Source organism: Luteimonas sp. S4-F44, assembly GCF_022637415.1.
Taxonomy (GTDB): Bacteria; Pseudomonadota; Gammaproteobacteria; order Xanthomonadales; family Xanthomonadaceae; genus Luteimonas.
The window spans coordinates 2944756-2971460 of record NZ_CP093340.1; the positions used below are offsets into that span (position 1 = coordinate 2944756).

Genomic DNA, 26705 nt, shown 5'->3' on the forward strand with positions numbered 1-26705 from the left:
ATGAGAACAAGGCACTGAGCGCGGCGCCCGGGTCGGGCGCGCGCATGAAGGCTTCGCCGACCAGGAAGGCGTCGATGCCCGCCGCGCGCATCCGCGCGACATCGTCGGGCGTATGAATGCCGCTCTCGGTGACCAGGCGCCGATCGCGCGGCACCGCGCCCTGCAGCGACAGCGTGGTATCGAGCGAGACCTCGAAGCTGCGCAGACTGCGGTTGTTGATGCCCAGCAGCGGCGACGGCACCTGCAGCGCGCGTTCGAGCTCGTCGATGTCGTGCACCTCGACCAGCACGTCGAGGTCCAGCGACATCGCCAGCCCGGCCAGCTCGACCAGCGCACGGTCGTCGAGCGCGGCGACGATCAGCAGGATGCAGTCGGCGCCAAGCGCGCGCGACTCGTGGACCTGCCAGGGGTCGACGATGAAATCCTTGCGCAGCACCGGCAGCGCGCAGGCGGCGCGCGCCTGCGCCAGGTAGTCGTCGGCGCCCTGGAAGAAGTCGATATCGGTCAGCACCGACAGGCAGGCCGCGCCGCCGGCCGCGTAGCTGCGGGCGATGTCGGCGGGGCGGAAGTCCGGGCGGATCACCCCCTTCGAGGGGCTGGCCTTCTTGACCTCGGCGATCACCGCCGCATCGCCTGCCGCGATCCTGGTCTCGATCGCCGCGGCGAACCCGCGGACCGGGCCGGCATCGGCCGCGCGCGCGGCGATCTCGGCCAGCGGGCAGGCCGCGCGGCGCGCGGCGACTTCTTCGTGTTTGCGCGCGACGATGCGCTGCAGGACGTCGTTCAAGATCGTAGAACCGCGGCGGACGGACAGGGCCGCCCAAGATACCGCAGGTGACGCCGCCCCCGCCGGGCGCCGGGCTCGATCAATGGACCCGGCCGTTGGTCGCTGCCACGAAGGCGTCGAGCCGCGCGCGCGCGCGGCCGTCGGCGATCGCCTTGCGCGCGCGCGCGACGCCATCGGCGATCGAGTCGGCCACGTCGGCGACATACAGCGCCGCGCCGGCATTGAGGCAGACGATGTCGCGCGCCAGTCCCGGCGTGTCGTCCAGTGCGGCCAGCAGCAGCGCCTTCGATTCGGCCGCGTCGGCGACACGCAGGTTGCGGCTGGCCGCCATCGCGATACCGAAGTCCTCGGGATGGATCTCGTACTCGTGCACCTGCCCGTCGCGCAGCTCGCCCACCAGGGTGCCGGCGCCCAGCGAGATCTCATCCATGCCGTCGCGGCCCCAGACCACCAGCGCGCGTTCGGCGCCCAGTTCCCGCAGCACGCGGACCTGGATGCCGACCAGGTCGGGATGGAACACCCCCATCAGGATGTTCGGCGCGCTGGCCGGATTGGTCAGCGGACCGAGGATGTTGAAAATCGTGCGCACGCCCATCTCGCGTCGCACCGGGGCGACGACCTGCATCGCCGGGTGGTGCACCGGCGCGAACATGAAACCGATGCCGGTGCGCGCGATGCAGTTGGCGACCGCGTCGGGCTGCAGGTCGATGCGCGCGCCCAGCGCCTCGAGCACGTCGGCGCTGCCGGATTTCGACGACACGCTGCGGTTGCCGTGCTTGGCGACCTTGGCACCGGCCGCGGCGACCACGAACATGCTCGCCGTGGAGATGTTGAACGTATGCGCACCGTCGCCGCCGGTGCCGACGATGTCGACCAGTTGCACGCGGTCGTCCTCGGCAACCGGTACTGGCAGTGCGAACTCGCGCATGACCTGCGCCGCGCCCGCGATCTCGTCGACGGTCTCCTTCTTGACCCGCAGCCCCGAGAGGATCGCCGCCGTCATCAGCGGCGAGACCTCGCCGCGCATGATCTGGCGCATCAGCTCGACCATCTCGTCGCGGAAGATCTCGCGGTGCTCGATCGTGCGTTGCAGGGCTTCGTGGGGGGTGATGGGCATCGCGACGTGGACTCCTGGCGCAGGCTGACGCTGCAGATTGTCGCCGATCCCTGCGCCGGGCCCCGAGATCGGATGGCGCGTCGGAATCAGCACTCCTCCGGCGCCCCGCTCAGCGCGCCAGGAAGTTCTTCAGCAGGGCATGGCCGTGTTCGGTGAGGATCGACTCGGGGTGGAACTGCACGCCCTCGACCGGATGCGTGCGATGGCGCAGGCCCATGATCTCCTCCACCGTGCCGTCGTCGTGCTCGGTCCAGGCGGTGACCTCCAGGCACTCGGGCAGCGATGCGCGCTCGACGACCAGGGAGTGGTAGCGCGTGGCATCGAAGCCATCGGGCAGCCCGGCGAACACACCGCGGCCTTCGTGTCGGATCGGCGAGGTCTTGCCGTGCATGATCCGGCCAGCGCGGACCACCCGGCCGCCGTAGGCCTGGCCGAGCGCCTGATGACCCAGGCACACGCCCAGGATCGGCACCGTCGCGCCGAGGCGCTCGATCACCGCCAGCGACACGCCCGCCTCGTTCGGCGTGCACGGACCGGGCGAGATCACGATCCGCTCGGGCGCGAGTCGCTCGATCTGCTCGACCGTCAATGCATCGTTGCGCTCCACCCGGACTTCGGCGCCGAGCGCCTGCAGGTACTGCACGAGGTTCCAGGTGAAGCTGTCGTAGTTGTCGAGCATCAACAGCATGGGTCAGTCCGCGAGCAGGAAGATGGCGTACAGGTGTTCGGCGATCGTGACGGTGCCGACCGCGAGGCTTTCGGGGGTGATACGGCTGCCGGTGACCTGGACGCGCTCAAATACGGCAGCGGGACTCGCCGCAGGCGGCGGAGGTGTGCCGCCGCGCGTCGACGGCCATTGGCCGGCCTGGATGCCGTAAGCGAAGCTCGGGGCCACGTCGGACACGCTGTACAGGGAACCGAGACGCGCGCCGTAGCTCGTCGCCAACAGCGCCGCGGTCTCGCGGGTTCGGCGCATGGCCTCGGCCTTAAGCTCACCGCGCAGCGCGGCTTCACCGGAGAACGTCGGCTCGATACCGCCCAATTGCACGTCTTCACCGGCAGGCAGCTTCGCGAGAAACGCGCGCGTATCCTCGGCGTTTGGAAACGTCACCCGCAATACGCGTGTCGCGCGGATACCGCGATATACACGCCTTTGCGATTCGTAGTCGTGCTCGGGCTGCACCGAGAACGTGCTGGCGTCGATCGATTCGGCGATCGCCCCGCCCGATTTCAGCACGGTCAGCAGGGCGCCCAGATTCGCCTGCACACGCTCGCGCGCGACTTCGGGCTGCATGTCCAGTGCACTGAGCGTGATCGAGACCGTGAAACGGTCCGGCACCACGTCCCGGGTCGCATCCCCCTTGACCAGCAGGTGCGGCAGCGACGGCAGTGCGTTGACCTGCGCCGTCGCCAACGGCGCGCACAACGCCAACAGCAGAGCCGCACATCCGCTTCCCCAAGCCCTTGTCATGGTCGTCTCCTTAGATCCTCGTCGGAAACCCGCTAAGCGGGTCACAGCCCCTTCGCCGCCTGCGCCACCGCGCGGAACAACGCGCGGCCCTTGTTCATCGTCTCGGCCCATTCCATGTCAGGGTCGGAGTCGTACACGATGCCCGCCCCCGCCTGCACGTACAGACGACCGTCCTGGATCACCGCGGTACGGATCGCGATCGCGGTGTCGGCATCGCCGTGCCAGCCGATGTAGCCGACCGCGCCCGAGTAGACGTTGCGCTTGACCGGTTCGAGGCTGCGGACGATCTCCAGCGCGCGCACCTTCGGCGCGCCGCTGACCGTGCCGGCCGGAAACGTCGCGCGCAGCACGTCGGCGTAGCTCAGCCCGGCCTTCAGTCGACCGGTGACCTCGCTGACGATATGCATGACGTGGCTGTAGCGCTCGATGACGAAGCGCTCTCCGACCTCGACCGTGCCCGGTGCCGAGACGTGCCCGACGTCGTTGCGGCCCAGGTCGATCAGCATCAGGTGCTCGGCGCGCTCCTTGGGGTCGGCAAGCAGTTCGGCCTCCAGCGCCTGGTCCTGCGCCGGGGTCGCCCCGCGCGGGCGCGTCCCGGCGATCGGGCGCACGGTGACCGCATCGCCCTGCAGGCGCACCAGGATCTCCGGCGACGAGCCCACGACCTGGGTCCCGCCGACATCGAGGAAGTACATATACGGCGATGGGTTGAGCGCGCGCAGCGCTCGGTAGACGTCCACCGGGCGTGCCTGGAACGGCACCGACATGCGTTGCGACAGCACGACCTGGAAGGCGTCGCCGGCGGCGATGTAATCCTTGACCCGGGCCACCGCGTCGATGAAGCCCTCGCGGGTGAAGCCGGACACGAAGTCCGACTCGTCCAACGCCGCCGGCTGCAGGGTTTCTGGATACCCCGCCCCGCCCTGGCGCAGCCGGTGGCTGAGCGCGTCGAGCCGACGGTTGGCGCGCGCCCAGGCCTGGGGCTCGCGCGGGTCGGCATGCACGATCAGGTACAACCGGCCCTTGAGGTTGTCGAACACCGCGACCTCGGTGCTGAGCATCAGCAGGATGTCGGGCGTGCCCAGTTCGTCACGCACATCGGCGCGCGCCGCATCGCGCAGGCGCGGCTCGATGTACTCGATGCATTCGAAGCCGAACCAGCCGACCAGGCCGCCGGCGAAGCCCGGCAGGCCGTCGACCCGCGGGACCGAGTGCGCGGCGCGCAGACGCTCGACCTCGGCGAACGGATCGGCGACCTCCCGCGTCTCGATTGTCTCGCCGTGCTCGCGAACAGTCAGCGTATGGCCGTGGAAGGCGTATACCCGTTCGGCCGGTAGTCCGATGATCGAATGTCGACCGAAGCGCTCGCCGCCCTCGACCGATTCGAACAGGTAGGTGTGTGGACCGTCGGCCAGTTTGAGGTAGACCGACAGCGGCGTGTCGAGGTCGGACAGCACCTCGCGCACCACCGGAATGCGTGTGTGGCCGTCAGCGGCGTACTGCTGGAACTGGGACTGCGAGATCACGCGGCATTTCCTCGGGCAACGGGCGGGCGGACACGGCGGCAGAACGCCGCCATCGCCGGTCGATGCCGAGGATCCACAGGTGCGGGGCAGCGGGAACGCGCATCCCGCTACTCTAGCGAGTCGCTCCCGTCGACGCGACTGTCCCGGCGCCGCGCAACGGGCAGTCCTCGGGCAAGTGCATGCGGATCCGGCCGGCGACGCATTCGACCGCGAAGCGCCGCGAGGCATGCGGTTCGCCATCGAGGTTGAGCGTGAGCGGCGCGTCCGCTTCGACGACCAGCCGCGGCAGCCGGCGACGGACCGCCACCTGATCGAGCGCGGCGACCTTGCCCTCGACCAGCGCGGTGCGCAGCGTCGTGACGACTTCGCCCTCGAGTTCGGGCACGATCGTCAGATCGATCATGCCGTCGTCGATCCAGGCATCGGGACACAGCGCCTGCCCGCCGCCGGCCTGACGGCCGTTGCCGATGCCCAGCGCGACCAACCCGCCAGCCCAGACGAACTCGGGACCGTGCACGCGCACCTGGATCGGCTCGATCCGGCCCATCCGCGACAGCCCGGTCACGAAGTAGGCCAACCCGCCGAGCACGCGCTTGAGGGCGTCGCGCGTCTCCACCGTCACCTGGGTGCCGAAGCCCCCCGAGGCCAGATTCGCGCACCACAGCACGGCGTCGTCGGCAGCCACGCGCAGCACGTCGACCGGGTGCGGGGGCTGCTCGGCGACCAGGGCGAGGGCGTCGTGCGGGACGATGGGAAGTTGCGCCGCGGTCGCGAAGTCGTTGGCGGTGCCCAGCGGCAATACGCCCAGCGACGGCAGCGCATCGGCCGCTTCCGGGCGCGCGGCGAGCGCGGAAACCACCGCATTGACCGTGCCATCGCCGCCGCCGGCGATCAGCGTCTGGACGCCGTCGGCCAACGCTTCGTCGACGAAGCGCGCGGCGTCGCCCGCCTCCCAGGTCACCCGGACCGCCAGCGCGACGCCGCGACCGCGCATCGCCGCGACCGCCTCGCGCACCGCCTCCACCCCCGCCGATTTGCCGTTGAGGATCAGACACCAGGACGGAGCAGGCATGGGGTACGGGACGAGGGAGAGGGAGAGGGGGCGCAGCGTAGCGGAGTGCGCGGCGCGCGCTGTTAAACGCCCCTCACGCTGTCCGCTCGCGCGCCGTCATGACGCTGTCATTGAACGCCCGGAGCATGGGAGGCCATAGCAGGGACGACGGGCGGAGGCAGGATCAGCCTCCAATCTTCCGGAAGGCCGCATCGCGAGATGCGGCCTTCTTCTGTGGTGACGGCGATGAACCGCGCCTACAGCAGCGGCTGCGCGGCGACGATCACGCCATCGGCGTCCGCGGCGAGCCACTCACCCGCCAGAAGGGTCACGCCACCAAAGGTCACCGGCACATCGCGCAGGCCCTGATTCTGGCGGTCGGTCTTCAGCGGCACGGTCCCCAGCGCCTTGACGCCGAGGTCCATGCCGGCGATCACCGCGCTGTCGCGGATCGCGCCATGCACGATCACGCCGGCCCAGCCGTTGGCGACCGCCTGCGCGGCCAGCAGGTCGCCGAGCATCGAGCGGCGGGTCGAACCGCCGCCGTCGATCACCAACACGCGCCCCTCGCCCGGTTCGGCGACCGCCTCTTTCACCCGCGAGTTGTCTTCCAGCGCGCGCACCGTGCTGATGCGGCCTGCGAACGCGCGGCGCCCACCGAAATCCCGCAGCGGGAGATCGAGCACGCGCACCGCGTCGGGGTGCGCGTCACACAGGTCGCAGGTGGAGATCACGTCGCTCACGCGCGCACCGTAGTCGCGCGTGCGATCTGCGCGCGCATCGCCTCGACCACCGCGCGGTAGTCGGATTGGCCGAAGATCGCCGAGCCGGCGACGAAGGTGTCGGCACCGGCCGCAGCGATCTGGCCGATGTTGTCGGGCTTGACGCCGCCGTCGATCTCCAGCCGGATCGGCTTGCCGGTGGCATCGATGCGCTTGCGCACGCGGCGCAGCTTGTCGAGCGTCGAGGGGATGAACGCCTGGCCGCCGAAACCCGGATTGACCGACATCAGCAGCACCATGTCCAGGTCCTCAAGCACGTAGTCGAGCACCTCGACCGGCGTCGCCGGATTCAACACCAGGCCGGCCTGGCAGCCCTCGGCGCGGATCAGTTGGATCGTGCGGTGCACATGGCGGCTGGCCTCGGGATGGAAGCTGATCAGCGTCGCGCCGGCGCGGGCGAAGTCCGGCACGATGCGGTCGACCGGCTCGACCATCAGGTGTACGTCGATCGGCGCGGTCACGCCGTGCTTACGCAGCGCCTCGCACACCAGCGGCCCGATCGTCAGATTCGGCACGTAATGGTTGTCCATCACGTCAAAGTGCACCCAGTCGGCACCGGCAGCGAGCACGGCGTCGACCTCCTCGCCGAGTCGGGCGAAGTTGGCGGACAGGATCGAGGGCGCGATGACGGCGGGCTGCATGGATGGCTCCGGGGCGGCGGGAGGACGCGGCGGGGGCCGCAAGCCGCCATTCTACGCGGCGGCGCACGCCCGACTGCTCGCCGGGCACCGGCGTCCGGACTCGAGGGCCGCGCCTAAGGACGGCGCGGTCGCTGCGCTCACCGACGCTGCGCGTGCGCCGCGCGCCTCAGCGCCGGGGGCGCTTGCGACCGTCGCGGCCGCGGCGCAGCCGGTCGTAGGCGGCATTGAGCTCAGCGGCACGCGACTCGGCCTGGGCGCGCAACTCCGGCGCCGCGCCGGCCACGCGATCGGGATGGTACTGCGAGATCAGCCGGCGATAGGCCTGATCGATCTCAGTCTGGGTCGCGTCCGGGGACAGGCCGAACACCCCATAGTCCTTCTGCTGGCGCGGCGCCAGCCAGCCCGCATCGAACGCATGCCCGATCACCAGCCCGATCACGCCGCCCGCCGGGTGGCGCAGCAGCAGCCATCCGGCGATGAAGCCCAGCAGTTTTCCGTACCAGCGTTGCATGGCCGGCAGTGTAGCGGTTCGCCGCCGCGCGGGCGGTTGCGAGCCCCTCCTGCACCGCGACCGCGTTCGCACTACACTTGCCGACCGTTTTGCGACGCAACCCGGACCACCCTGTGTCGACGACCCTGCTCGAAGCGAACCTGCCCGGCCTCCACCTGCGCCACCGCGGCAAGGTCCGCGACGTGTTCGAGCTCGGCGAGGAGCGGCTGCTGATCGTCGCCACCGACCGCCTGAGCGCGTTCGACGTCGTGCTGCCCGACCCGATTCCCGGCAAGGGCGAGATGCTGTGCCAGATCAGCAATTTCTGGTTCGAGCAGACCGCCGCGCTGATGCCCAACCACCTGACCGGCGTGGACGTGGCCAGCGTGCTGCCCGCGGGGGTTGATCCGGCGCTCTATGCGCAGCGCGCGGTCGTGACGAAGAAGCTCAAGCCGGTGCCGGTCGAGGCGATCGCCCGCGGCTACCTGATCGGCAGCGGCTGGAAGGACTACCAGCGCACCGGTCGGGTCAGCGGCATCGCGTTGCCGGGGGACCTGCGCCAGGCTGAACAGCTGCCGCAGCCGATCTTCACCCCGTCGACGAAGGCCGCGGTCGGCGACCACGACGAGAACATCGACTTCGACACGATGGTGCGCCACATCGGTGCCGATCTCGCCGAACAGGTCCGCGACGCGACGCTGCGCCTGTACGCGCATGCCGCCACGCATGCGGCCGAGCGCGGCATCATCCTGGCCGACACCAAGTTCGAGTTCGGTACTGACGCCGACGGCCGCCTGTACGTGATGGACGAGATGCTCACCCCGGACTCGTCGCGCTACTGGCCGGCGGACGAGTACCAGGTCGGCACCAGCCCGCCGAGTTACGACAAGCAGATCGTGCGCGATTATCTGGAAACGCTGGACTGGAACAAGACCGCGCCGGGGCCGCGCCTGCCGGCCGAAGTCATCGCGCGCACCCGTGCACGCTACGCCGAGGCCCTGCATCGACTGGCGGGCATCGCCGTCGACTGACGGCGCGCTATGCTGGATGTTCCCAAAGGGGATCGGAGATCATGCGTACCGATGTCCTGGCGGCCGGCTGGCTGCTCTCGCTCTGTGCCTCAGCGGCAACGGCTGCTGGCCCGGTTACATCTTCGTCGCCACCACCCGATTCCAACTGCAGCCACGTCACCGACGCTGTCGCGCGGCTGGCGTGCTACGACCGAGCCTTCCCTCCGGCCTTCGGCGCCGTCCCGGCGGAGGCTATGCGCGTCGAGACGTTCGGTCTCCCGCCGCCACCTCGCGACGGTGACTCGACGTCGGAACGCATTGAGGCGCGCGTGGTGGCGGTGGACTACCTCGGGAACCGAAGAACGGTCGCCCTAGACAACGGTCAAGTCTGGGCATTGACCGAGGCGACCGCACGCGGCCCGCTGACACCGGGGGAAGCAGTGTCGATCCGAAAGGGCGCGATGGGCGGTTTCATGCTGTACACCCCAGCCGGCGTCTCGCTGCGCGCCCGCCGGTTGCGTTGACGTCGAAGGACAGAATCGCACCGCCGCTGAGCTCGGTGCAGGCAGCCCGGCCCAGGCTTTCTGCAGCGAAAGCCTTGGATCAGGCGCTCGCGCCGACCCCAACCGCCCCGACCGCGGGCACGAAGAAGTGCACCTGCGCCGAATTCTTACGTCGCGAGAATATCTAGCGATTGCTGGGCCAACGCGATCCGTATCCCAACGCCGCGCTGCAGCGCGGCCATCCGCTCCAAGGCCTAGCGCTGGCATCATCACCGCAGCGCATCGGGCGCTCCTTGCCCCGCACCGCCCGTGCTGCTTTCCATTCGATATCTGGCACCGGCGTCCGCCGATTTCCACCCACGCCCCGCACATGACCATAGGGCCGTTTTGCAGTCGACACCCCGCGCAGCAGGCAGGACCGAGGGTCGACGGCGGACACCCGCCCGCCGCCGACCCCGGCATTTAGAAGCGGAAGCTCAGGCTGGTGAAGAAGAAACGTCCCGCCTGGTCGTAGCCGCCCAGCGAATTGCCATTCAGCACCAAGGTACCGCCGACCAGCGGCGGCTCCTTGTCGAACACGTTGTTGACGCCCACCGTCCACGTCGCAACGTCCCACAGTTCCACCGACCCGCTCAGATCGATGTAATTGTAGCTACCCAGCCCATTGCCGCGATTGACCAGGATCTCATCGGTCGTTCCCGACGTGCCGTCGTTGTTGACATAGTCCAACCCACCCACATAGCGCCAGCGCAGCCCTACTCCGTAGCGATCGAACGCATACCTGGCGCTTGCCACATGGCGCCACTCGGGCGCATTGCAGGCCTCGTTGACGCGACCAGCACAGTCGTAGGCCGTGGACGCGTCCTCGGCGACCGGCTGCTTGGTCTGCTCCAGTAGGTAGGTACCGACCAGCGAGGTGGTCAGTCGTCCGGGGCCGATCGGCCAGGCGTAGGAAGCCGTGAGATCGATGCCGCTGAAGTCGAAGCTACCGAAATTGCCCAGAGTATCGACGACCAGTCCCGAGCTTTCGGGATCGCTACCCAACCACAGATCACCGGTCCTCGGATCGCGACGGACGAGCCCGCACATCTCGGCCTGACCGCGCGCGCACAGGTCCAAAATGACCGAAGGCCCAATGCTTGTGATGGCGTCTTTGAGCTCGATCCGATAGTAGTCGAGGCTCAAGTTCAAACCCTCGATAGGCGCTGCAGCAAACCCGATTGTCCACGTATCCGCGGTTTCCGGATCAAGATTGAGATTACCGCCTCCAAGAAGGTTGTACTGGCCTGCGGGATTGTCTGGCACGAAGCCATACTGACTCGGCGCCACTCCGGTCAACGCGCACTGCTCGGCGTTCCAGGTGGGCGCCGATCCCGCGCAGGGATCTGAACCGCCCCACAGACCGATACTCTGGTTCTCGTAGAGTTCGGTAATGCCGGCAGCCCGGATCGCCCGGTTCCAGCCCGTGCGCAACAGGAAGCGACCATCGGCAAACTTCGCGCCCAGGCCGGCCTTCCAAGTGTTCACGCCACCGGATGTGCTGTAGTCGGAGTAGCGATAGCCCAACTCCAGATCGAGACCGTCGAGCGAACCGGTATCCGATAGCAAAGGCACCGCGCTTTCTAGAAAGAACTCGTCGACAGTCAGATCGCCAGCCACCGCTGTGGTGGGCCCTCCGAGGCCGGTGAAATTATTGGTGGCCATATTGGAATCGGGGGTGCGTTCATAAGTCTCCTGCCGGCGCTCGTAGCCCAGCACCAAGCTGATCGGCTGGTTCGCCCACGGCAGGCCGACCCCGAGATCGCCGGACGCGTAGGCGTTGAACACCTTCATTGAGGTCACGTAGTTGACGATGCCAACGCCCTGAAGCGCTTTCGCCGCCTCTTCGGTCACCGCGTCCTGCCACACGTTGTAGAACGTGCAACCGCTGAACGATCCGGGTGGGCAGCCGAGCAAAGCGGACCGTACGCGATCGGTGACGAAGTCGTTGATGCTTTCGTCCTTCACCGAGCTTCGGTTGTAGGTAAACGATGCATCGTAGGTCCAGTCTTCGTTGATCGCGCCGCCCAGGCCAGCCGTGATGCGATAACTCGTCGTTTCCTGGTTGGTCGCGCGTGGACCACCTTCCACGTTGCGCTTGTTGACCAGCACAGTGATTGCATCGTCGGTGATGCCCAGATCACTGCACAACGTGCCGATGATCGCATTATCGCAAGCAACGTCGACATCTGTGTTGAACGTGCCGCTCGGCGCAATCTGGGTGGCGCTTCGACGGTTGACGAACATCGCTTCCAAGTATGGCTGTACGTGTTCGTTGACCTCGTACTTGATACGCGTACCGGCCGTATATCGTGTATCCGGACGCTGGTAGTAATTCACCGGCGCGTAGTTGTAGAGCGCCCCGAATCCGGGTTGCCAGGCACTACCCGGACCTAGGTGGGCCTGAATGTTGCCTCCAGGAAGCGATGGCGCGAGCACTGTAAAGTTCGCTGGATCGGCGCCGCTCGACCCGCCGCAGGCGGTACCGGAATCGTTCAGAGCGCAGGAGGAGTAATCTCGATCGCCCTGTAACAGTGCCTTGTTCTCACGCCACGTCGCCCAGGCGATCGCATGACCGCCTTCGCCGAAGCGCCCGCCGATCGACAGGTCGATGTTCTGCGAGATACCGTCGAAGCCGGAGCCTCCGGTTGGATAGTCGTACCCCACCTCATCCATGAGGCCACGCATGTAGTGGTTTTCGTTCTTGTGCTGGAACGCCGAGTACCCCACATTGACGTTGACCCCCTCGAAATCGTCGTCCAGCACGAAGTTGACCACGCCTGCAACTGCGTCCGATCCGTAAACTGCCGATGCACCTCCCGAAAGGACATCGACGCGACGCACAAGGGCCGAGGGAATGATGCTCAGATCCGGCGTCTCTCCCAGCCCTTTTGGAATACGGCGTCCGTTCACCAGCGACAGCGTGCGCTGGGCACCGAGATCGCGCAATGACGCGGTCGCGTACCCCTGAGATGGGTTGTTCTGGAAGTTATCGAAGCCGCTCGTAAACCCCAATTGCGGGTACTGATTGACGAGATCTTCGACTTTGGTCGCGCCGGTGTAGCGGAACTCCTCGCCCTGGATCTCGGCAACCGGGCTGGCGGCCGTCATCGTCTGACTACGGATGCGCGTACCGGTCACAATCACCGCGTCCAACGTGGCGGGCGAGGTGGCTGGCGCGGATGTGGTGTCTTGAGCGGCCGCTGATATGCTGGTTGCACAGCACACTGCAGTTGCGAGCGCTACCGAAAGACGGTGGCGCCGCGCGGAAATGGCGCGATTCGACATCTCGTTTTTCCCCATTCGAGTGATACGTGGTCGGACGATGGAGCCCCCCTCCCTGCGTCCCTTGACAGGCCCTTCGCGATTGGCGGCTGAACGCCACCGATGTCGAAACTACCATCAATTTTTCTCGAATAAGACAATCGCCTTGCGCAACCTGGCGAATTATGACGCATCGCACAATAATTGAACCGACCGCGCCCGGACGTGGTCAGAGCTCGTGACGAGAAGAGAGCCTGAAGTTCATTGCGATGCCGAGGCCCTTCAGCGGTTGGCGGGCATCGCCGTCGACTGAAGGTGCATCGGCGCGCGCTGCATGACTGGCGCGGCGCCCGATGAGGAACGCGATCAGGGGGCCGTGCCCGCCTCCAGCCTTGGCCGACGCACACCGTCATGCCATCGGGCCGACGCGACGCGACCGACCCGACGGGACCGACGCGCACGCCGGCCCCGCCTTTGGCTCAGAAGTCGGTGACGAAGGCCACCAGGCCGCTGATCACGGCGGTATAGCTGATCGCGAGCATCGCCACCAGCAGCAAGACGGCCCACAGCCGCGCCGGCCAACCGCGTCCACCGCGCCAGGTCTCGCGCAGGTTCCATGCCGACGTGGCGAGCCCGGCGGCGATCGCGATGGCCGACAGCGCGCTCAGCGCCAGGATCCAACCGTTCAGGCCGTCGTTGATCCGGAAGTAGTCGGCCATGAACCAGGCGATCAAGCCGATCCAGCCCGCCCAGCTCAGCAGCACCAGCCAGCTCGCGGCGCGGCTGGCCCGGTACGCGCGCACGGTGCGCGGCGGCCACGGCAGCGCGAGGCGATAGCGGCGCCGCACCAGGGCGCTCACCGGCCAGGCCAATGCACTGAGCAACAGCACCGCGAACGACACGCCCAGTACCGGCACCAGCCACGCGGCCGAGCGATAGCCCTCGACGCGCTGGAACAGCATGAACGGCGAGATCGCATCGACAGAGAATGCGGTGACCTCGCCCGCCTCGACCACCGCGGCCAGCCGCTGCTTGCCATCCAGCGTGCGCCAGACGAACGGTGCCAGCGGATAGAAGCGGTTCGGCTGACCGTCGGTGCCGGGGAACACCGGGAACCCGACCGAACCGTCGCCGTAGTCCACGAGCTGCACTTGTTGGAGCTGCATCAGACGCATGAAGCCCGATTCGCTGCGGCGCGAATTCAAGTAATGGCCCGCGGCGAGCAGACGGGCCTGCGCCTTCGCCGTCTCGATGTCGACCTGGGCCGTCTGCGGCGGCTGCGAGGGGAAGTAACGGTCGGCGAAGCCTTCGAGCAGTTCGCTGCGGATCGCGCCGGTCGCGCCGTCGGCACCGGTGCTGTTGACCGACACGAAGACACCGACGCCCTGATCGCGGAACAGATACAGATACGAATGGAAGAAGATCGTGTCGCCGCCGTGACCGATCACCCGCTGTCCATTGATGTCGATTTCGTAAAAGCCCAGCGCCATGGTCCGCAGCGGCGGGACGAAGCGGGTCTGCGGCGTGTACATCTGCGCCGCGGTCGCGGCCTTGAGCAGCGGGGAGTCGCGGCCGGCCGCGGTCTCCAGGTGCGCGATCATGAAGCGCGCCATGTCGCTGCCGGTGGCCGCCAGGGCGCCGGCCGGCGACGACGGCACGACTTCGTAACCGCCGGGCTCGTCCGAGGCCAACTTGTAGCCGCGCGACATCAGCCCGGCCAGCTCGGCAGGCAGTGGTTGGCGGAAGCTCGAGCGGGTCATCCGCAACGGCTGCAGGACATGCCGCTCGATGTAATCGTCGAACGACTCGCCACTGACCCGCGAGACGATGTAGCCCGCCAGGCTGGTCGCGTAGTTCGAGTACGCCGGCACCGTGCCGGGCTCGAAGATCTGCCCGGGCACCCAGGACTTGAGGTAGTCGTCGAGCTCGGTCTTGCCGGCGCGCGCCTGCGCCTCGGTGGTCATCAGATTCTTGACCCGCTCCTCCAGCCCGGAGGTGTGGGTCATCAGATGGCGCAGCGTGATCGGCATGCCGCGTGCCGGCACCCGGAAATCGAGGTAGTTGTTGATGTCGGCATCCAGATCCAGGCGCCCGGCCTCGACCTGTTGCATTACTGCCGTCCAGGTCAGCAATTTGGAGACCGAGCCCGGGCGGAACAGCGTGGCATCAGGATCCACGGGCTGGCGCTTGGCGACATCGGCGTAGCCGTAACCGCGCTTGGCGATGATCTCGCCATCCTTGACCACGGTGACCACACCCCCGGCGATGTTGCCGCGCGCCAGCGCATAGGGCATGAAGCCGTCGAGCCAGGCCGTCACGTCGGTTCCGGTCAGGACATGGGCCCCGTCGGCGGCCGGGGGTGTTTCGACAGTCGCCGGCAGCTCGGCGGCCGCCGGGGCCGCGGGCGCGGGCCCCGTCTGGGCGAACGTGGAGGTGCACAGCAGCAAACAGGCCAGCAACGATCGCACACGCAACGAACTGGGCATCGGAAGCACCTCGACGGGACGGACGCAGGGATCAACCCGATGACTGTCTCGCCCCGAATCGGACAAGTCAAGCCTGATCGGAGAATATTTTCGCTTCTGACGCACACACCCATTCACAAGAAAATGGCGTACGCAGCAGATCGACCCGGAGGACCGGCATCGGAGGCGCTGCAGTCTGCGAAGATGGGCACGCACCACAGCACCCGGGAGCCCGCATGGACACGACACACGACGGCGAGAGCGTGCGCCCGATCGAGCGCTGGTTCGCGCATTACTCGGCCGATCATCGCAACGCAGCCAACCAGCGGATCCATGTCGTCGCCGTCCCGGCGATCCTGTGGAGTGTGGTGGCCCTGCTGTGGTGCCTGCCGCCGGGCCCGTTCTTCCGGCACGGCGCCTGGGCCGCACTGGCGATGTTCGGCGCCTGGCTGTTCTACCAGCGCGCGTCGCGCCCACTGGGCCTGGGCATGCTCACCCTCTTCATCGCGATGGCCGCGGCCACAGCCTGGTTGCATCGCACACTCGGCACGCCAGGGCTGCTGGCGCTGGGCGCGGCCGTGTTCGTGGTGGCATGGATCGCCCAGTTCATCGGCCACAGCCGGTTGTTCGAAGCCCGCAAGCCGAGCTTCCTGACCGACCTGCGCTATCTGCTGATCGGGCCGGCGTGGGTGTTGGCCAAGTTGTATCGGCGACTCGGCTGGCGGTACTGAGGACTGCTCAGTCCGGGAACATCGACGCGTCAGGCAGGAACGGCCGCGGCGCGTAGCCAAACGCGGCCCGCGCCGGGGCGGGGTCGAACACCAGATCCTCGCGCATCCGCGCCACCGCCCCGACCGGCAATCCCTGCAACTGGCCGGCGCGATGTGCCAGCCGCAACGCCAGCCCGAACAACGGCGCAGGCAGCACGAGCAGCCGCGGCCGCGGCGTCAGCACCGCCAGCGTGCGCGCGACCATGTCGCGGTAGCGCAGCGTCTCGCCGCCGGGCAACGCGTAGGCCTGGCCGGCGGCAGCCGGCGCATCGACCGCGGCCAGCGCCGCGGCCGCGAGGTCGTCGGCGTGCACCGGCTGACGCAGGCCACGCGCATCGGTGGGCAGCACGAACAGGCCACGACGGCGCGCAAGCGCGACCACGCGCGCCAGGTTGTGCGCGCTGCCGGGCCCGTAGATCAGCGTCGGCCGCAACAACGTCGCCGCCGCGCCACGATCGCCGGTGGCCGCGAACAGACGCGCCCCCGCCTCGCGCAGACGTGCGGCCAGCGCGCGTTCGTCGGGGTCGGCCGCGGCCTGTTTGGTCGCGTCGCTGGTCGATCCGAATGCCACCACGCGCGGGCTCTCGGGCCCTGTGGCCGCGTACCAGATCGAGAAGTGGTCCAGCGGTCCGCAACTGAAGACAGCATCGAAGCGGCCGGTCAACGCCGGCATCGCCTGGAAGCCGCCCCGGTGCCAGCGCAGACCCGGCTGCGGCGGACGGGCCTCGCGTGAGACCGCGTCGATCGACCAGCCGGCGGCGAGCAGGCGCGCCACCAGCGCGCGGCCGATCGCGCCACTGCCGCCCAACACCAGTGCATGCCTGTTCATGTCCGCCCGCCCAGGACGGGCAGCCGGCACCAGGAAGACGCGAACGGCACGGAGCATGCTGACATCCTCACAGCATAGCCGGCAAAATCCACGAACTGTTCGCGCGCTTCGGTTAGACTGATCGGCCCTTGCGCGCTCGCCGGCTCTCTGGCCGACCGCCTCCACAAGGAGTCCGATGCTCGAACTGTTGTTGGCCCTGCCCTTCGTGCTGGCGCTCGTCGTCGCCCTCTCGGCGCACGCGTCGCGTCGCACTACCGCCTGGCTCGCCGGCCTTGTGCCGTTGCTGGGACTGGCGGTATTGGCGGCAGCGGCCGGCGACGTGTTCGACGGCACGATCCTTCGCACCGGCTACGAATGGATTCCCGAGGCCGGGCTCGATTTCAGCCTGCGCATGGATGGCCTGGCTTGGACCTTCGCATTGATGGTGCTGGGCATCGGCGGGCTGGTGGTGCTCTACGGCGCCTACTACCTGTCGCCGAAGGACAGCTCGCGCCGGTTCTTCACCTATTTGCTGCTGTTCATGGGCGCGATGCTGGGCATGGTCCTGGCCGGCAACCTGCTGCTGCTGGCGGTGTTCTGGGAACTGACCTCGATCAGCTCGTTCCTGCTCATCGGGTTCTGGTCGCATCGCCAGGACGCCCGCCAGGGCGCGCGCATGGCCCTGACGATCACCGGCATGGGCGGTCTTGCGCTGCTGGGCGGCGTGCTGCTGATCGGGCGTATCGTCGGCAGCTACGACCTCGATGCGGTGCTCGCGGCCGGCGACACGATCCGCGCCAGCCACCTCTACCCCGCGGCGCTGGCCCTGGTGCTGCTGGGCGTGTTCACCAAGAGTGCGCAGTTCCCATTCCATTTCTGGCTGCCGCAGGCGATGGCTGCGCCCACGCCGGTCTCGGCCTATCTGCACTCGGCGACGATGGTCAAAGCGGGCGTGTTCCTGCTCGCGCGGCTGCACCCGGCGCTGGCGGGCACCGACCTGTTCTTCTATGTCGTCACCGGTGTCGGTGCGACGACATTGCTGGTCGGCGCCTGGTTCGCGATCTTCCAGCACGATATTAAGGGGCTGCTGGCCTACTCGACGATCTCGCACCTGGGCCTGATCACGCTGCTGTTCGGCCTGTCGACCGACATGGCCGTGGTCGCCGGCCTGTTCCACATCCTCAACCACGCCATGTTCAAGGCCTCGCTGTTCATGGCGGCGGGCATCATCGACCACGAGGCCGGGACCCGCGACATGCGCCGGCTCGGCAACCTCCGGCGCCTGATGCCGATGACCAGCGCCCTGGCGATCATCGCCTCGCTGGCGATGGCGGGTATTCCGCTGCTCAATGGCTTCCTGTCCAAGGAGATGTTCTTCGCCGAGGCGCTGGAGATCGGCGGGCACGGCACGGTGCGGCTGGTCATCAGCGTCGCCGCGCTGCTGGCAGGCGTGTTCGGCATCGCCTACAGCCTGCGCTTCGTGCACGACACGTTCTTCGGCAACGGGCCGCGCGCACTGGATGTGGTACCACACGAGCCGCCGCGCTGGATGCGCATCCCGGTCGGTGTGCTCGCGGTCTTGTGCCTGGTGATCGGCATCGCGCCCGCGTTGACGGTGCAGCCGCTGCTGCGCACGATGGTCGCCGGCACGCTCGGCGATGCCGCGCCCGCGTTCAGTCTCGCGGTCTGGCACGGGGTGAACCTGCCGCTGCTGATGAGCGTGGCCAGCCTGGTGCTGGGCGTGACGCTGTACTTCGGCCTGCGCCGGTTGCTCGACTTCCACGCGGTGGTCACCCGGTCGATTGGCCGGCACGTGTTCCACGTCAACATCGAACGCCTGTTCTCGCTGGCGCGCGCCTTCACCGCACGCGTGGCCAACGGCCGCCTGCAGCGCAGCTTGCTGGGCCTGCTGCTGGTCGCGTTGCTGCTCGCCGGCTGGCCGCTCATCGGCGAGATCGGCGCGATCCTGGCCGCCGCACCGCGCTCGCAGACCATGCCGGCGATCGGCTGGATCCTGTGGACGCTGCTGGTGGCCGCATCGATCGGCACGGTCATCGTGCACGGCAAGCGGCTGACCGCGCTGATCGTGATCGGTGGTGTCGGCCTGACCGTGAGCCTGATGTTCGTCTACCTGTCGGCGCCGGATCTGGCACTGACCCAGCTGCTGGTGGAGATGGTCACCATCGCGCTGATGATGATGGCGCTCAATTACCTGCCCAAGCAGTCGAAGGTCGCGCGTACGCCGCTGCGCAAGGTCCGCGACGTCGCGATCTCGCTGATCGCCGGCGGCGGACTGGCAACGCTGGCCTACGCGATGATGATGGCGCCAGTGGACACGATCTCCGGCGAACTGCTGGTGCGCTCGCTGCCCGAGGCCTACGGACGCAACGTTGTCAACGTGATCCTGGTCGACTTCCGCGGCTTCGACACCTTCGGCGAGATCACCGTGTTCGGCACCGCGGCGCTGGTGGTGCACGCGCTGCTGCGCTGGGCGCGGCTGCAGCCCGACGAAGTGATGCCCGGCCCGCCTGTGCAACTGCCGATCGCGGCCGACCTCACTCAGTTGCTGTTCCCGCTGGCGCTCACGGTCTCGATCTACCTGTTCCTGCGAGGGCACAACGCCCCGGGCGGCGGCTTCATCGCCGGCCTGGTGTTCGCGGTGCCGGTGCTGGTGAAGTATGTCCTGCAGGGCGCGCGCGCGGTCGAGGCGACGTTCGGCTTCGACTACCTGCGCGGCATCGGCATCGGCCTGCTGCTGGCCGTCATCGGCGGCGTCGGCTCGTGGTGGTTCGGCCTTCCGTTCCTGACCAGCGGCCACATCGACCTGAACCTGCCCGTCGTGGGCCTGCTGCCGCTGGCCAGCGCCCTCGTCTTCGACACCGGCGTCTACGTAGTGGTGTTCGCCGGCACGCTGCTGATGCTCTCCACGATGGGCACGGTCAAGCAGCGCCAGGCCAGCGAGGAGGCGCCCTGATGGAATTCGCGATCGCCAGCGCCATCGGCGTGCTTGCCGCCTCGGGTGTGTACCTGCTGCTGCGCGCACGCACCTTCGACGTCATCCTCGGACTGACATTGCTCTCGTATGCCACCAACCTGCTGATCTTCTCGTCAGGCCGCATCGTGGTCGGCAAGCCCCCGATCCTGGGCGACGGCATTCCAGAAACGCTGGCCAGCTACACCGATCCGCTGCCGCAAGCGCTGGTGCTGACCGCCATCGTGATCGCCTTCGCAATGACCGCGGTGACCGTGGTCATCGCGATGCGCGAGCATTCGGACCTGCGCACCGACCATGTTGACGGCGAAGAACCCGACGATGAGCAGCGCGGGGGCGGGCGATGAACCACATCGCGATCGCGCCGATCCTGGTACCGCTGATCACCGGCGCCTTGCTGCTGCTGTTGGAGCGCCGGCATCGCGCCTCGACGCTGCGGCTGTGGGCGTGGATGGGCATGGCGGTGCTGCTGGCGGTCAGCGTCGCGTTGCTGCTGCAGGTCCAGCGCGAGGAGATGCTGGTCTATCTGCTCGGCGACTGGCCTGCTCGGCTGGGCATCGCGCTGATGGTCGATCGCCTCTCGGCGATGATGGTGATGACCACCACGCTGCTCGCGATCCCGTGCCTGCTCTATGCCTGCGCCGGCTGGGACAAGCGCGCACTGCACTTCCATGCCTTGTTCCAGGTCCAGCTCGCGGGCCTCAACGGCTCGTTCCTGACCGGCGACCTGTTCAACCTGTTCGTGTTCTTCGAGGTGATGCTGATCGCCTCCTACGGTCTGCTGCTGAGCGGCGCGCGCGGCGCGCGGATCAAGGCCGGCATGCACTACGTGGTGTTCAACATCGCGGCATCGACGGTGTTTTTGCTCGCGCTCGGACTGCTCTACGGCCTGCTGGGCACATTGAACATGGCCGAGCTGGCGGTGCGTGTGGCGCAGGTGCCGCCCGAGACCGCGCCGCTGGTTCGGGCCGGTGCCGGCTTGCTGCTGTTGGTGTTCTGCGCCAAAGCCGCGCTGTTGCCGTTGTACCTGTGGCTGCCGGAAGCCTACGCACGGGCACCGGCAGCGGTGGCGGCACTGTTCACCATCATGACCAAGGTCGGCCTCTACGCGATCCTGCGTGTTTTCACCCTGGTGTTCGGCGCCGACGCCGGCCTGCTGGCCGACCTCGCCTGGCCGTGGCTGCTGCCGGCCGGCGCAGCGACGATGGTGCTGGCCGCTCTCGGCGTGGTCGGCGCGCCGCGACTGCGCATCGGCGTGGCGTATCTGGTGCTGTTGTCGGCGGGCATGCTGTTCGTCGCGTTCGCGCTCGCCAACCGTGGCGCGATCTCCGCCGGGCTGTATTACCTGCCCCACAGCGTGTTCGTGACCGCGGCGCTGTTCCTGCTGGCCGACATCATCCAGCGCCACCGCGGCAGCACCGGTGATTACCTGATGCCGATCGCCTCGATGCCTGGCAAGACGGTGCCGGCGCTGCTGTTCCTGATCGCGGCGATCTCGGTCACCGGCCTGCCGCCGCTGTCAGGCTTCATCGGCAAGCTGCAACTACTCAACTCGGTTCCCGAGTCGGTTATCGGCTGGGTCTGGGCCGCGATCCTGGTCAGCAGCCTGATGGCGATCATCGGCCTGTCGCGCAGCGGCACGCGGCTGTTCTGGCGCGTCGATCCGGTTCCCGAGGGCACAGCGCCGATGCCGCTGCGCCGCTCGGAGATCGCCGCGACCATGCTGCTGCTCGGCTACGGTGTAGCGATGACGATCTTCGCCGGGCCGCTGCTGCGTTACACCGACGCGACCGCCGCACAACTGCTCGATACCGGCGCGACGGTCGAGCGCGTCGGCGGGACCACGCCGTTGATCCGGGAGCCCTCACGATGAAGCGCCGTCTGCTGCCGTCGATCCCGCAGAGCCTGACGGTCTTCGCGTTCTGGCTGTTGATGGCCGAGGACTTCAGCCCGGCCAACATCGTCATGGCACTGCTGCTGGCCTGGCTGATGCCGCTGCTGGCCTCGCGGATGGAACGCGAGTTCGCCCAACTGGGCCGGCTGCGCGGCGTCTGGGCGCTCGGCGCGCGCGTGCTATGGGACATTGTAGTCGCCAACATGACCGTCGCCCGGCAGGTGCTCGGCCCCCGCGACAAGCTCAACTCCCAGTTTGTCTGGTTGCCGCTGGATCTCACCAACATCCACGGCATCTCCGCGCTGACAAGCCTGATCACGCTGACGCCCGGAACCGTGTCCGCGGAACTGTCGGAAGACCGCCGGTTTCTGTTGATCCACTGCCTGAGTACCGACGATCCCGACGCGCTGGTCGCCGAGATCAAGGATCGCTACGAGGCCCCGCTGCGGGAGATCTTCCCATGAACGGCAATCCCCTGATCGAACTGGCCATCATTGCCGGGATGCACCTGGTCGGCATCGCCATGCTGTTGTCGACGTGGCGATTGCTGCGCGGTCCCACTGCGCCCGACCGCATCCTCGCGCTCGACACGCTCTACGTCAGCTCGATCGCCCAGCTCATTCTGTTCGGCATGCTGATGGACACCGAGATCTACTTCGAGGCGGCACTGATCATCGCGATGCTCGGCTTCGTCGGTACCGTGGTGCTGAGCAAGTACGTGATCCGCCGGGACGTCGTCGAATGAACATCGTCCTCGACCTCGTCATCGCGCTGTTGCTGCTGGTGGGGTGCTTCTTCACCTTGCTCGGCGCGATCGCGCTGCTCAAGCTGCGCGACTTCTTCCAGCGTGTCCACGGCCCGGCCAAGGCCAGCACGCTGGGCGTGGGCTGCATTCTGTTCGCCTCGATCCTCTACCACTCGGTCAACGAGAGCGGCGTGCATCCGCGCGAACTGCTGATCACCGTGTTTCTGTTCCTGACCGCTCCGATCAGCGCGCACTTGATGTCGCGCGCCGCGCTGTCGCTGATGGACAACCGGCCTCCGCACCCCAAGCGTACGCCCGATGCGAGCCAGCGCGTGGTCGACGACGACGATCCGGCCCCGCCCGAGCGCGACTGACCCAGGCCAGCCGCGCCTTTCGGGCGTGAGACGACGCGCCGTCAGCCGCAGCCTTCGACGTAGTCGATCTGCGGCGGCACGCCGATGCGCCATTCGGTGACCTTGCCGGCCGCATCGGTCTCGAACACCAGAGCCTTGTCGCCTTCGGCGACACGCAGCGTTTGCGCACCCGCCACGTACTTGTGCGGCGAGGCTTCGACGCGCCCGCCGTAGAGACGCTCGATCTCGGCCCGGTCCATGCCGACCTTGCCACCGCCCGGCGCGGTGTAGCCCTCGTTGCGGACGTCGATCCGGACGAAGCGATCGCCCTCCATCATGAAACCGAGCCGGTAGTCGGTGGTGCCGATCGGCTGTGGCTTGAGGATGTAACAGCCGCCCGGCTCCGAGGGCGCCGCGTCGCCGAGGTCGTTGCCCCAGGACATGCGCACCTCCTCTTCAGTGCTGCCGAAGGCAGCCGGTCCGAAGCCGTCGAATGTGATCACGCCATCGACCACCTGCGGGATGTTCGTGCCCGGCGCCTGCGCGGGGGCCGGCGGCGTGTCGGTGCCGTCGGCCGGCATCGGCGGCGAGCCCGCGGGCGCGGGGTCGGCGACCTGCGGCGTGCGGCCATCGGCGTCGGCGCCCGAGGTCGGCGCGGACGAGCGGTCGCCGCAGGCCGACAATGCGAGCGCAAGCAAGGCGACGGCAGGCAGGGTCTGCTTCATGGGCAACTCCACGGACAATGACCGCACCAGCGTCGGCGAGCCCATGTGAATAAGCTGCGAACTGGGCGACCAACCGCGGCCGACGCACACCGGCGCGACCGAGCGGTGCCGCCGCGCTTGCCGCCCTGCATCGACCGCTGTTGCAGGCAGGCTGTCCTGCGCTAACGCGGCGGGACGAACCGGCGCTCCAGGCCCGCCCAGACGGTCTGGTAGTCCGCCTGCCGATGCGGGGCCTCGAGCGCCTGCATCGTCGGCCGCAGGACCCCACGGGTCTCGAACATGAAGGCCATCGTCTCGGCGATCACGTCGGGTTTGGAGAGGTCGGCGGCGCTGGCCTTGTCGAACGTGGCCGCATCCGGCCCGTGACCGCTCATGCAGTTGTGCAGCGAACAGGCACCGGGCGAGAAGCCATCGGCCTTGGCGTCGTACTGGCCGTGCACCAGTCCCATGAACTCGCTGGCGACGTTGCGATGGAACCACGGCGGCCGGAACGTATGCTGGGCCACCAGCCAACGCGGCGGGAAGATCGCGAAGTCGAGATTGGCCGTGCCGGGGGTGTCGCTGGGCGAGGTGAGCACGGTGAAGATGCTCGGGTCCGGGTGGTCGAAGCTGATCGAGCCGATCGTGTTGAACCGGCGCAGGTCGTACTTGTACGGCGCGTAGTTGCCATGCCAGCCGACGACGTCGAGCGGCGAATGCCCGATCGGCGCCTGCCACAGATGCCCCTGGAACTTTGCGATCAGCGAGAAGTCACCTTCGATGTCTTCGTAGCGCGCGACCGGGGTCAGGAAGTCGCGCGGATTGGCCAGGCCGTTGGCGCCGATCGGGCCGAGGTCGGGCAGCCGCAGCGCGCGCCCCTGGTTCTCGCACACGTAGCCGCGGCTCGCCCCGTCGGGCAGTTCGACGCGAAAGCGGATGCCGCGCGGAATCACCGCGATTTCCTGCGGCTCGACTTCCAGCGTGCCGAGCTCGGTCGCCACGACCAGGCGCCCCAGCTGCGGCACCAGCAACAACTCGCCGTCGGCACTGTAGAAGAAGCGGTCGGCCATCGACGTATTGGCCGCGTAGACGTGGATGCCCACGCCGTCGTAGGCCCCGGCGCCGCCACTGCCGCCCATCGAGAACAGGCCATCGACGAAATCGACCGGCGTCTCGGGCAATGGGATCGGGCTCCAGCGCAGTTGCTCGGGCGTCACCGGGCCGCGATCGAACCCGTCGTGGAAGCGCGGCTGCGCAAACGGCACGAAGCGCCCGTGCAGCACCGCCGGGCGGATGCGATACAGCCAACTACGGCGGTTCTCGCCGCGCGGCGCGGTGAACGCGGTGCCCGACAGTTGCTCTGCGTAGAGCCCGTGCGCGACGCGCTGCGGCGAATTTTGGCCGACCGGCAACGTGCCCGGCTCGGCCTGGGTCGCGAACTCGTTGCCGAATCCGGACATGTACTCGAGCACCGGGCGCGCCTGCGCCGCGGCCTGCGGCATCGGGATGATTGTGTCGTCGATCGTTGCGTTCATCGCGTCACCTCGAGGATCGTTGCCATCGCCGCCACACGGTCGTCACGCGCGCCGCACGCCGGGCGCCATGTCACAGCACGCCGCGCTTCATCTGGTCGCGCTCGATGCTTTCGAACAGCGCCTGGAAGTTGCCCTCGCCGAAGCCCTCGTTGCCCTTGCGCTGGATGATCTCGAAGAAGATCGGGCCGAACGCATTCTCGGTGAAGATCTGCAGCAGCTTGCGCTGCTTGGTCTCCGGATCGGCATCGATCAGGATCTTGTTCCGGCGCAACCGCGGCACGTCCTCGCCATGGTTGGGAATGCGCTGGTCGATCACGTCGAAATAGGTCTCGGGCGTATCGAGGAAGGTGATGCCATGCTCGCGCATCTTCTCGATCGAGCTGTAGATGTCGTCGGTGAAGCAGGCGATGTGCTGGATACCCTCGCCCTTGTAGGCATCGAGGTACTCGTTGATCTGCGACTTGGGGTCACTGGACTCGTTGAGCGGAATGCGCACGATGCCATCAGGCGCGGTCATCGCCTTGGACACCAGGCCGGTCTTGCTGCCCTTGATGTCGAAGTAACGGATCTCGCGGAAGTTGAACAGCTTCTCGTAGTAATCCGACCACTTCTGCATGTTGCCGAAGTAGAGGTTGTGCGTGAGATGGTCGATGAAGGTCAGGCCGAACCCGACCGGGTTCTGGTCGGCGCCCTCGACCGGCACGTAGTCGTCGCCGTAGATCGAACCCGCATCGCCGTAGCGATCAACCAGATAGAGCATGCAGTCACCGATGCCCTTGACCACCGGCGCATCGACCGCCTTGGTGGATTCGCGCGCGCCGATCGCCTCGCCGCCGTTCTCCAACACACGTCCGTAGACCTCGTCGGCCGGCCGCTTGAACCGGATCGCGAACCCGCAGGCCGAGGGACCGTGAGCCTTGGCGAAATCGGCGGCGAACGAGTCGGGGTCGGCGTTGAGCAGGAAGTTCACCCCGCCCTGGCGGTACACGGTGATCGGCCGCGACTTGTGCCGGAGCACCGCCGAAAAGCCCATGTTGCGGAAGTACGCATGCATGGCATCGGCCTGGCCTGCCGGCGCTGCGAACTCGACGAATTCGAAGCCGTCGATGCCCATCGGATTCTCGAACGTGGTGACGTTCATGCCCAGATTGGGGCCGGTGTGTGCGGGGGCGCTCATGGGATACTCCGTGGCGTGACGAGGGCTTGGATGCCCGTTTATAGTTTCAACTGCAACCACTTGCAAGGCGCACCGCACCATGACGCAGTCGGTATCCCCTGTCGCTGAAGACGGGCAGGTCCCCCAGGCTCCTGAACACGCCACGCTCGACCTGGAGACGTTCCTGCCCTATCGGCTCAGTGTGCTGACCAATCACATCAGCCGGGGACTGGCGGACATCTATTCCGAGCGGTTCGGGATCGGCGTGACCGAGTGGCGGGTCATCGCGGTGCTCGGCCGCGACCGCGGGCTGTCGGCGAACGAAGTGGCCGAACGCACCGCGATGGATAAGGTCGCCGTCAGCCGCGCAGTCGCCCGGCTGCTGGAGCGCGCGTTGCTGCTGCGCGGCATGCACGACAGCGACCGCCGACGCTCGGTGCTCGCGCTCAGCCCTGCCGGCGAAGCGGTCTACGACGTCGTGGCCCCGCTGGCGCTGGACTACCAACAGCGGGTGATGGCCCCGCTCGATGCCGACGAGCGCGCGACACTGCTCCGGCTGATGGACAAGCTCGAAGCGTCGCTGGCCGGCTGATCTCCGGCTG

Annotated in this window: 24 protein-coding genes and 1 pseudogene; 10 read left to right on the forward strand and 15 right to left on the reverse strand. The window is 67.8% G+C overall.

Annotated elements, in window-relative coordinates; genetic code table 11:
- Positions 1-4: 4 nt before the first annotated feature.
- The 9 genes and pseudogenes from trpC to MNO14_RS13390 all read right to left on the reverse strand — a co-directional run.
- A pseudogene (trpC, locus tag MNO14_RS13350) lies at positions 5-787 on the reverse strand (indole-3-glycerol phosphate synthase TrpC); the annotation flags it as partial.
- Between the two features lie 79 nt (positions 788-866).
- Complete coding sequence (gene trpD, locus MNO14_RS13355) at positions 867-1904, reverse strand: anthranilate phosphoribosyltransferase (protein WP_241944200.1); 1038 nt, start codon at positions 1902-1904, stop codon at positions 867-869.
- Positions 1905-2013: 109 nt separating this feature from the next.
- The gene (locus MNO14_RS13360) at positions 2014-2592 is read right to left on the reverse strand and encodes an aminodeoxychorismate/anthranilate synthase component II (protein ID WP_241944201.1); all 579 of its coding nucleotides are present in this window, start codon (positions 2590-2592) and stop codon (positions 2014-2016) included.
- Between the two features lie 3 nt (positions 2593-2595).
- Positions 2596-3375 carry an SIMPL domain-containing protein gene (locus tag MNO14_RS13365; protein ID WP_241944202.1) on the reverse strand — a complete coding sequence of 260 codons (780 nt, stop codon included), beginning with the start codon at positions 3373-3375 and terminating at the stop codon, positions 2596-2598.
- A 41-nt stretch (positions 3376-3416) separates the two neighbouring features.
- Positions 3417-4901 (reverse strand): anthranilate synthase component I, encoded by a 1485-nt coding sequence (trpE, locus tag MNO14_RS13370; protein ID WP_241944203.1) that lies wholly within the window; start codon positions 4899-4901, stop codon positions 3417-3419.
- Positions 4902-5013: 112 nt separating this feature from the next.
- Complete coding sequence (yegS, locus tag MNO14_RS13375; protein WP_241944204.1) at positions 5014-5973, reverse strand: lipid kinase YegS; 960 nt, start codon at positions 5971-5973, stop codon at positions 5014-5016.
- A gap of 236 nt (positions 5974-6209) precedes the next feature.
- Positions 6210-6686, reverse strand: coding sequence for a ribonuclease E activity regulator RraA (rraA, locus tag MNO14_RS13380; RefSeq protein WP_241946346.1), 477 nt, complete (start codon positions 6684-6686; stop codon positions 6210-6212).
- A gap of 5 nt (positions 6687-6691) precedes the next feature.
- Positions 6692-7375, reverse strand: a complete 684-nt coding sequence (gene rpe / locus MNO14_RS13385) for a ribulose-phosphate 3-epimerase (RefSeq protein WP_241944205.1) — start codon at positions 7373-7375, stop codon at positions 6692-6694.
- A gap of 166 nt (positions 7376-7541) precedes the next feature.
- Positions 7542-7886: a J domain-containing protein gene (locus tag MNO14_RS13390; protein WP_241944206.1), complete on the reverse strand. Its 345-nt coding sequence runs from the start codon at positions 7884-7886 to the stop codon at positions 7542-7544.
- A gap of 113 nt (positions 7887-7999) precedes the next feature.
- Here MNO14_RS13390 and MNO14_RS13395 point away from each other — a divergent pair, with 113 nt between their 5' ends.
- Entirely contained in the window at positions 8000-8896 is an 897-nt protein-coding gene (locus MNO14_RS13395) for a phosphoribosylaminoimidazolesuccinocarboxamide synthase (protein WP_241944207.1), read from the forward strand.
- 41 nt (positions 8897-8937) lie between these two features.
- Positions 8938-9399 (forward strand): TOBE domain-containing protein, encoded by a 462-nt coding sequence (locus tag MNO14_RS13400; RefSeq protein WP_241944208.1) that lies wholly within the window; start codon positions 8938-8940, stop codon positions 9397-9399.
- A gap of 441 nt (positions 9400-9840) precedes the next feature.
- On the opposite strand, the gene MNO14_RS13405 is transcribed toward MNO14_RS13400, so the two are convergent.
- Together MNO14_RS13405 and MNO14_RS13410 are read right to left on the reverse strand one after the other, a co-directional pair.
- A complete protein-coding gene (locus MNO14_RS13405; RefSeq protein ID WP_343226398.1) occupies positions 9841-12705 on the reverse strand; it encodes a TonB-dependent receptor plug domain-containing protein in 2865 nt (954 codons plus the stop codon).
- Between the two features lie 455 nt (positions 12706-13160).
- On the reverse strand, positions 13161-15167 hold the full coding sequence (locus MNO14_RS13410) for a serine hydrolase domain-containing protein (protein ID WP_241944209.1): 2007 nt from the start codon (positions 15165-15167) through the stop codon (positions 13161-13163).
- Between the two features lie 215 nt (positions 15168-15382).
- On the opposite strand from MNO14_RS13410, the gene MNO14_RS13415 reads away from it, so the two are divergent.
- Positions 15383-15877, forward strand: a complete 495-nt coding sequence (locus MNO14_RS13415) for an Mpo1-like protein (protein WP_241944210.1) — start codon at positions 15383-15385, stop codon at positions 15875-15877.
- Between the two features lie 7 nt (positions 15878-15884).
- Here MNO14_RS13415 and MNO14_RS13420 read toward each other — a convergent pair whose 3' ends face one another.
- Complete coding sequence (locus tag MNO14_RS13420) at positions 15885-16745, reverse strand: NAD-dependent epimerase/dehydratase family protein (protein WP_241944211.1); 861 nt, start codon at positions 16743-16745, stop codon at positions 15885-15887.
- A gap of 175 nt (positions 16746-16920) precedes the next feature.
- Here MNO14_RS13420 and MNO14_RS13425 point away from each other — a divergent pair, with 175 nt between their 5' ends.
- Genes MNO14_RS13425 through MNO14_RS13450 form a run of 6 tightly spaced genes read left to right on the forward strand, consistent with a single transcriptional unit; the run spans position 16921 to position 22729 of the window.
- The gene (locus MNO14_RS13425; RefSeq protein ID WP_241944212.1) at positions 16921-19698 is read left to right on the forward strand and encodes a monovalent cation/H+ antiporter subunit A; all 2778 of its coding nucleotides are present in this window, start codon (positions 16921-16923) and stop codon (positions 19696-19698) included.
- Complete coding sequence (locus tag MNO14_RS13430; protein ID WP_241944213.1) at positions 19698-20063, forward strand: Na+/H+ antiporter subunit C; 366 nt, start codon at positions 19698-19700, stop codon at positions 20061-20063. Before MNO14_RS13425 ends, MNO14_RS13430 begins: the two co-directional genes overlap by 1 nt.
- Entirely contained in the window at positions 20060-21589 is a 1530-nt protein-coding gene (locus MNO14_RS13435; RefSeq protein WP_241944214.1) for a monovalent cation/H+ antiporter subunit D, read from the forward strand. The genes MNO14_RS13430 and MNO14_RS13435 overlap by 4 nt, the downstream gene beginning before the upstream one ends.
- The gene (locus MNO14_RS13440) at positions 21586-22074 is read left to right on the forward strand and encodes a Na+/H+ antiporter subunit E (protein WP_241944215.1); all 489 of its coding nucleotides are present in this window, start codon (positions 21586-21588) and stop codon (positions 22072-22074) included. The genes MNO14_RS13435 and MNO14_RS13440 overlap by 4 nt, the downstream gene beginning before the upstream one ends.
- Positions 22071-22355 (forward strand): K+/H+ antiporter subunit F, encoded by a 285-nt coding sequence (locus MNO14_RS13445; protein WP_183427699.1) that lies wholly within the window; start codon positions 22071-22073, stop codon positions 22353-22355. The genes MNO14_RS13440 and MNO14_RS13445 overlap by 4 nt, the downstream gene beginning before the upstream one ends.
- Positions 22352-22729 (forward strand): Na+/H+ antiporter subunit G, encoded by a 378-nt coding sequence (locus MNO14_RS13450; protein ID WP_241944216.1) that lies wholly within the window; start codon positions 22352-22354, stop codon positions 22727-22729. Before MNO14_RS13445 ends, MNO14_RS13450 begins: the two co-directional genes overlap by 4 nt.
- A 41-nt stretch (positions 22730-22770) precedes the next feature.
- Here the strand turns inward: MNO14_RS13450 and MNO14_RS13455 are convergent, their stop codons facing one another.
- From MNO14_RS13455 to hppD, 3 genes are all read right to left on the reverse strand, one after another.
- A complete protein-coding gene (locus tag MNO14_RS13455; protein ID WP_241944217.1) occupies positions 22771-23433 on the reverse strand; it encodes a lectin in 663 nt (220 codons plus the stop codon).
- Positions 23434-23594: 161 nt separating this feature from the next.
- Positions 23595-24872 (reverse strand): homogentisate 1,2-dioxygenase, encoded by a 1278-nt coding sequence (hmgA, locus tag MNO14_RS13460; protein WP_241946347.1) that lies wholly within the window; start codon positions 24870-24872, stop codon positions 23595-23597.
- Between the two features lie 145 nt (positions 24873-25017).
- The gene (gene hppD / locus MNO14_RS13465) at positions 25018-26124 is read right to left on the reverse strand and encodes a 4-hydroxyphenylpyruvate dioxygenase (RefSeq protein WP_241944218.1); all 1107 of its coding nucleotides are present in this window, start codon (positions 26122-26124) and stop codon (positions 25018-25020) included.
- Between the two features lie 79 nt (positions 26125-26203).
- On the opposite strand from hppD, the gene MNO14_RS13470 reads away from it, so the two are divergent.
- A complete protein-coding gene (locus MNO14_RS13470; protein ID WP_241944219.1) occupies positions 26204-26695 on the forward strand; it encodes a MarR family winged helix-turn-helix transcriptional regulator in 492 nt (163 codons plus the stop codon).
- Positions 26696-26705 lie beyond the last annotated feature (10 nt).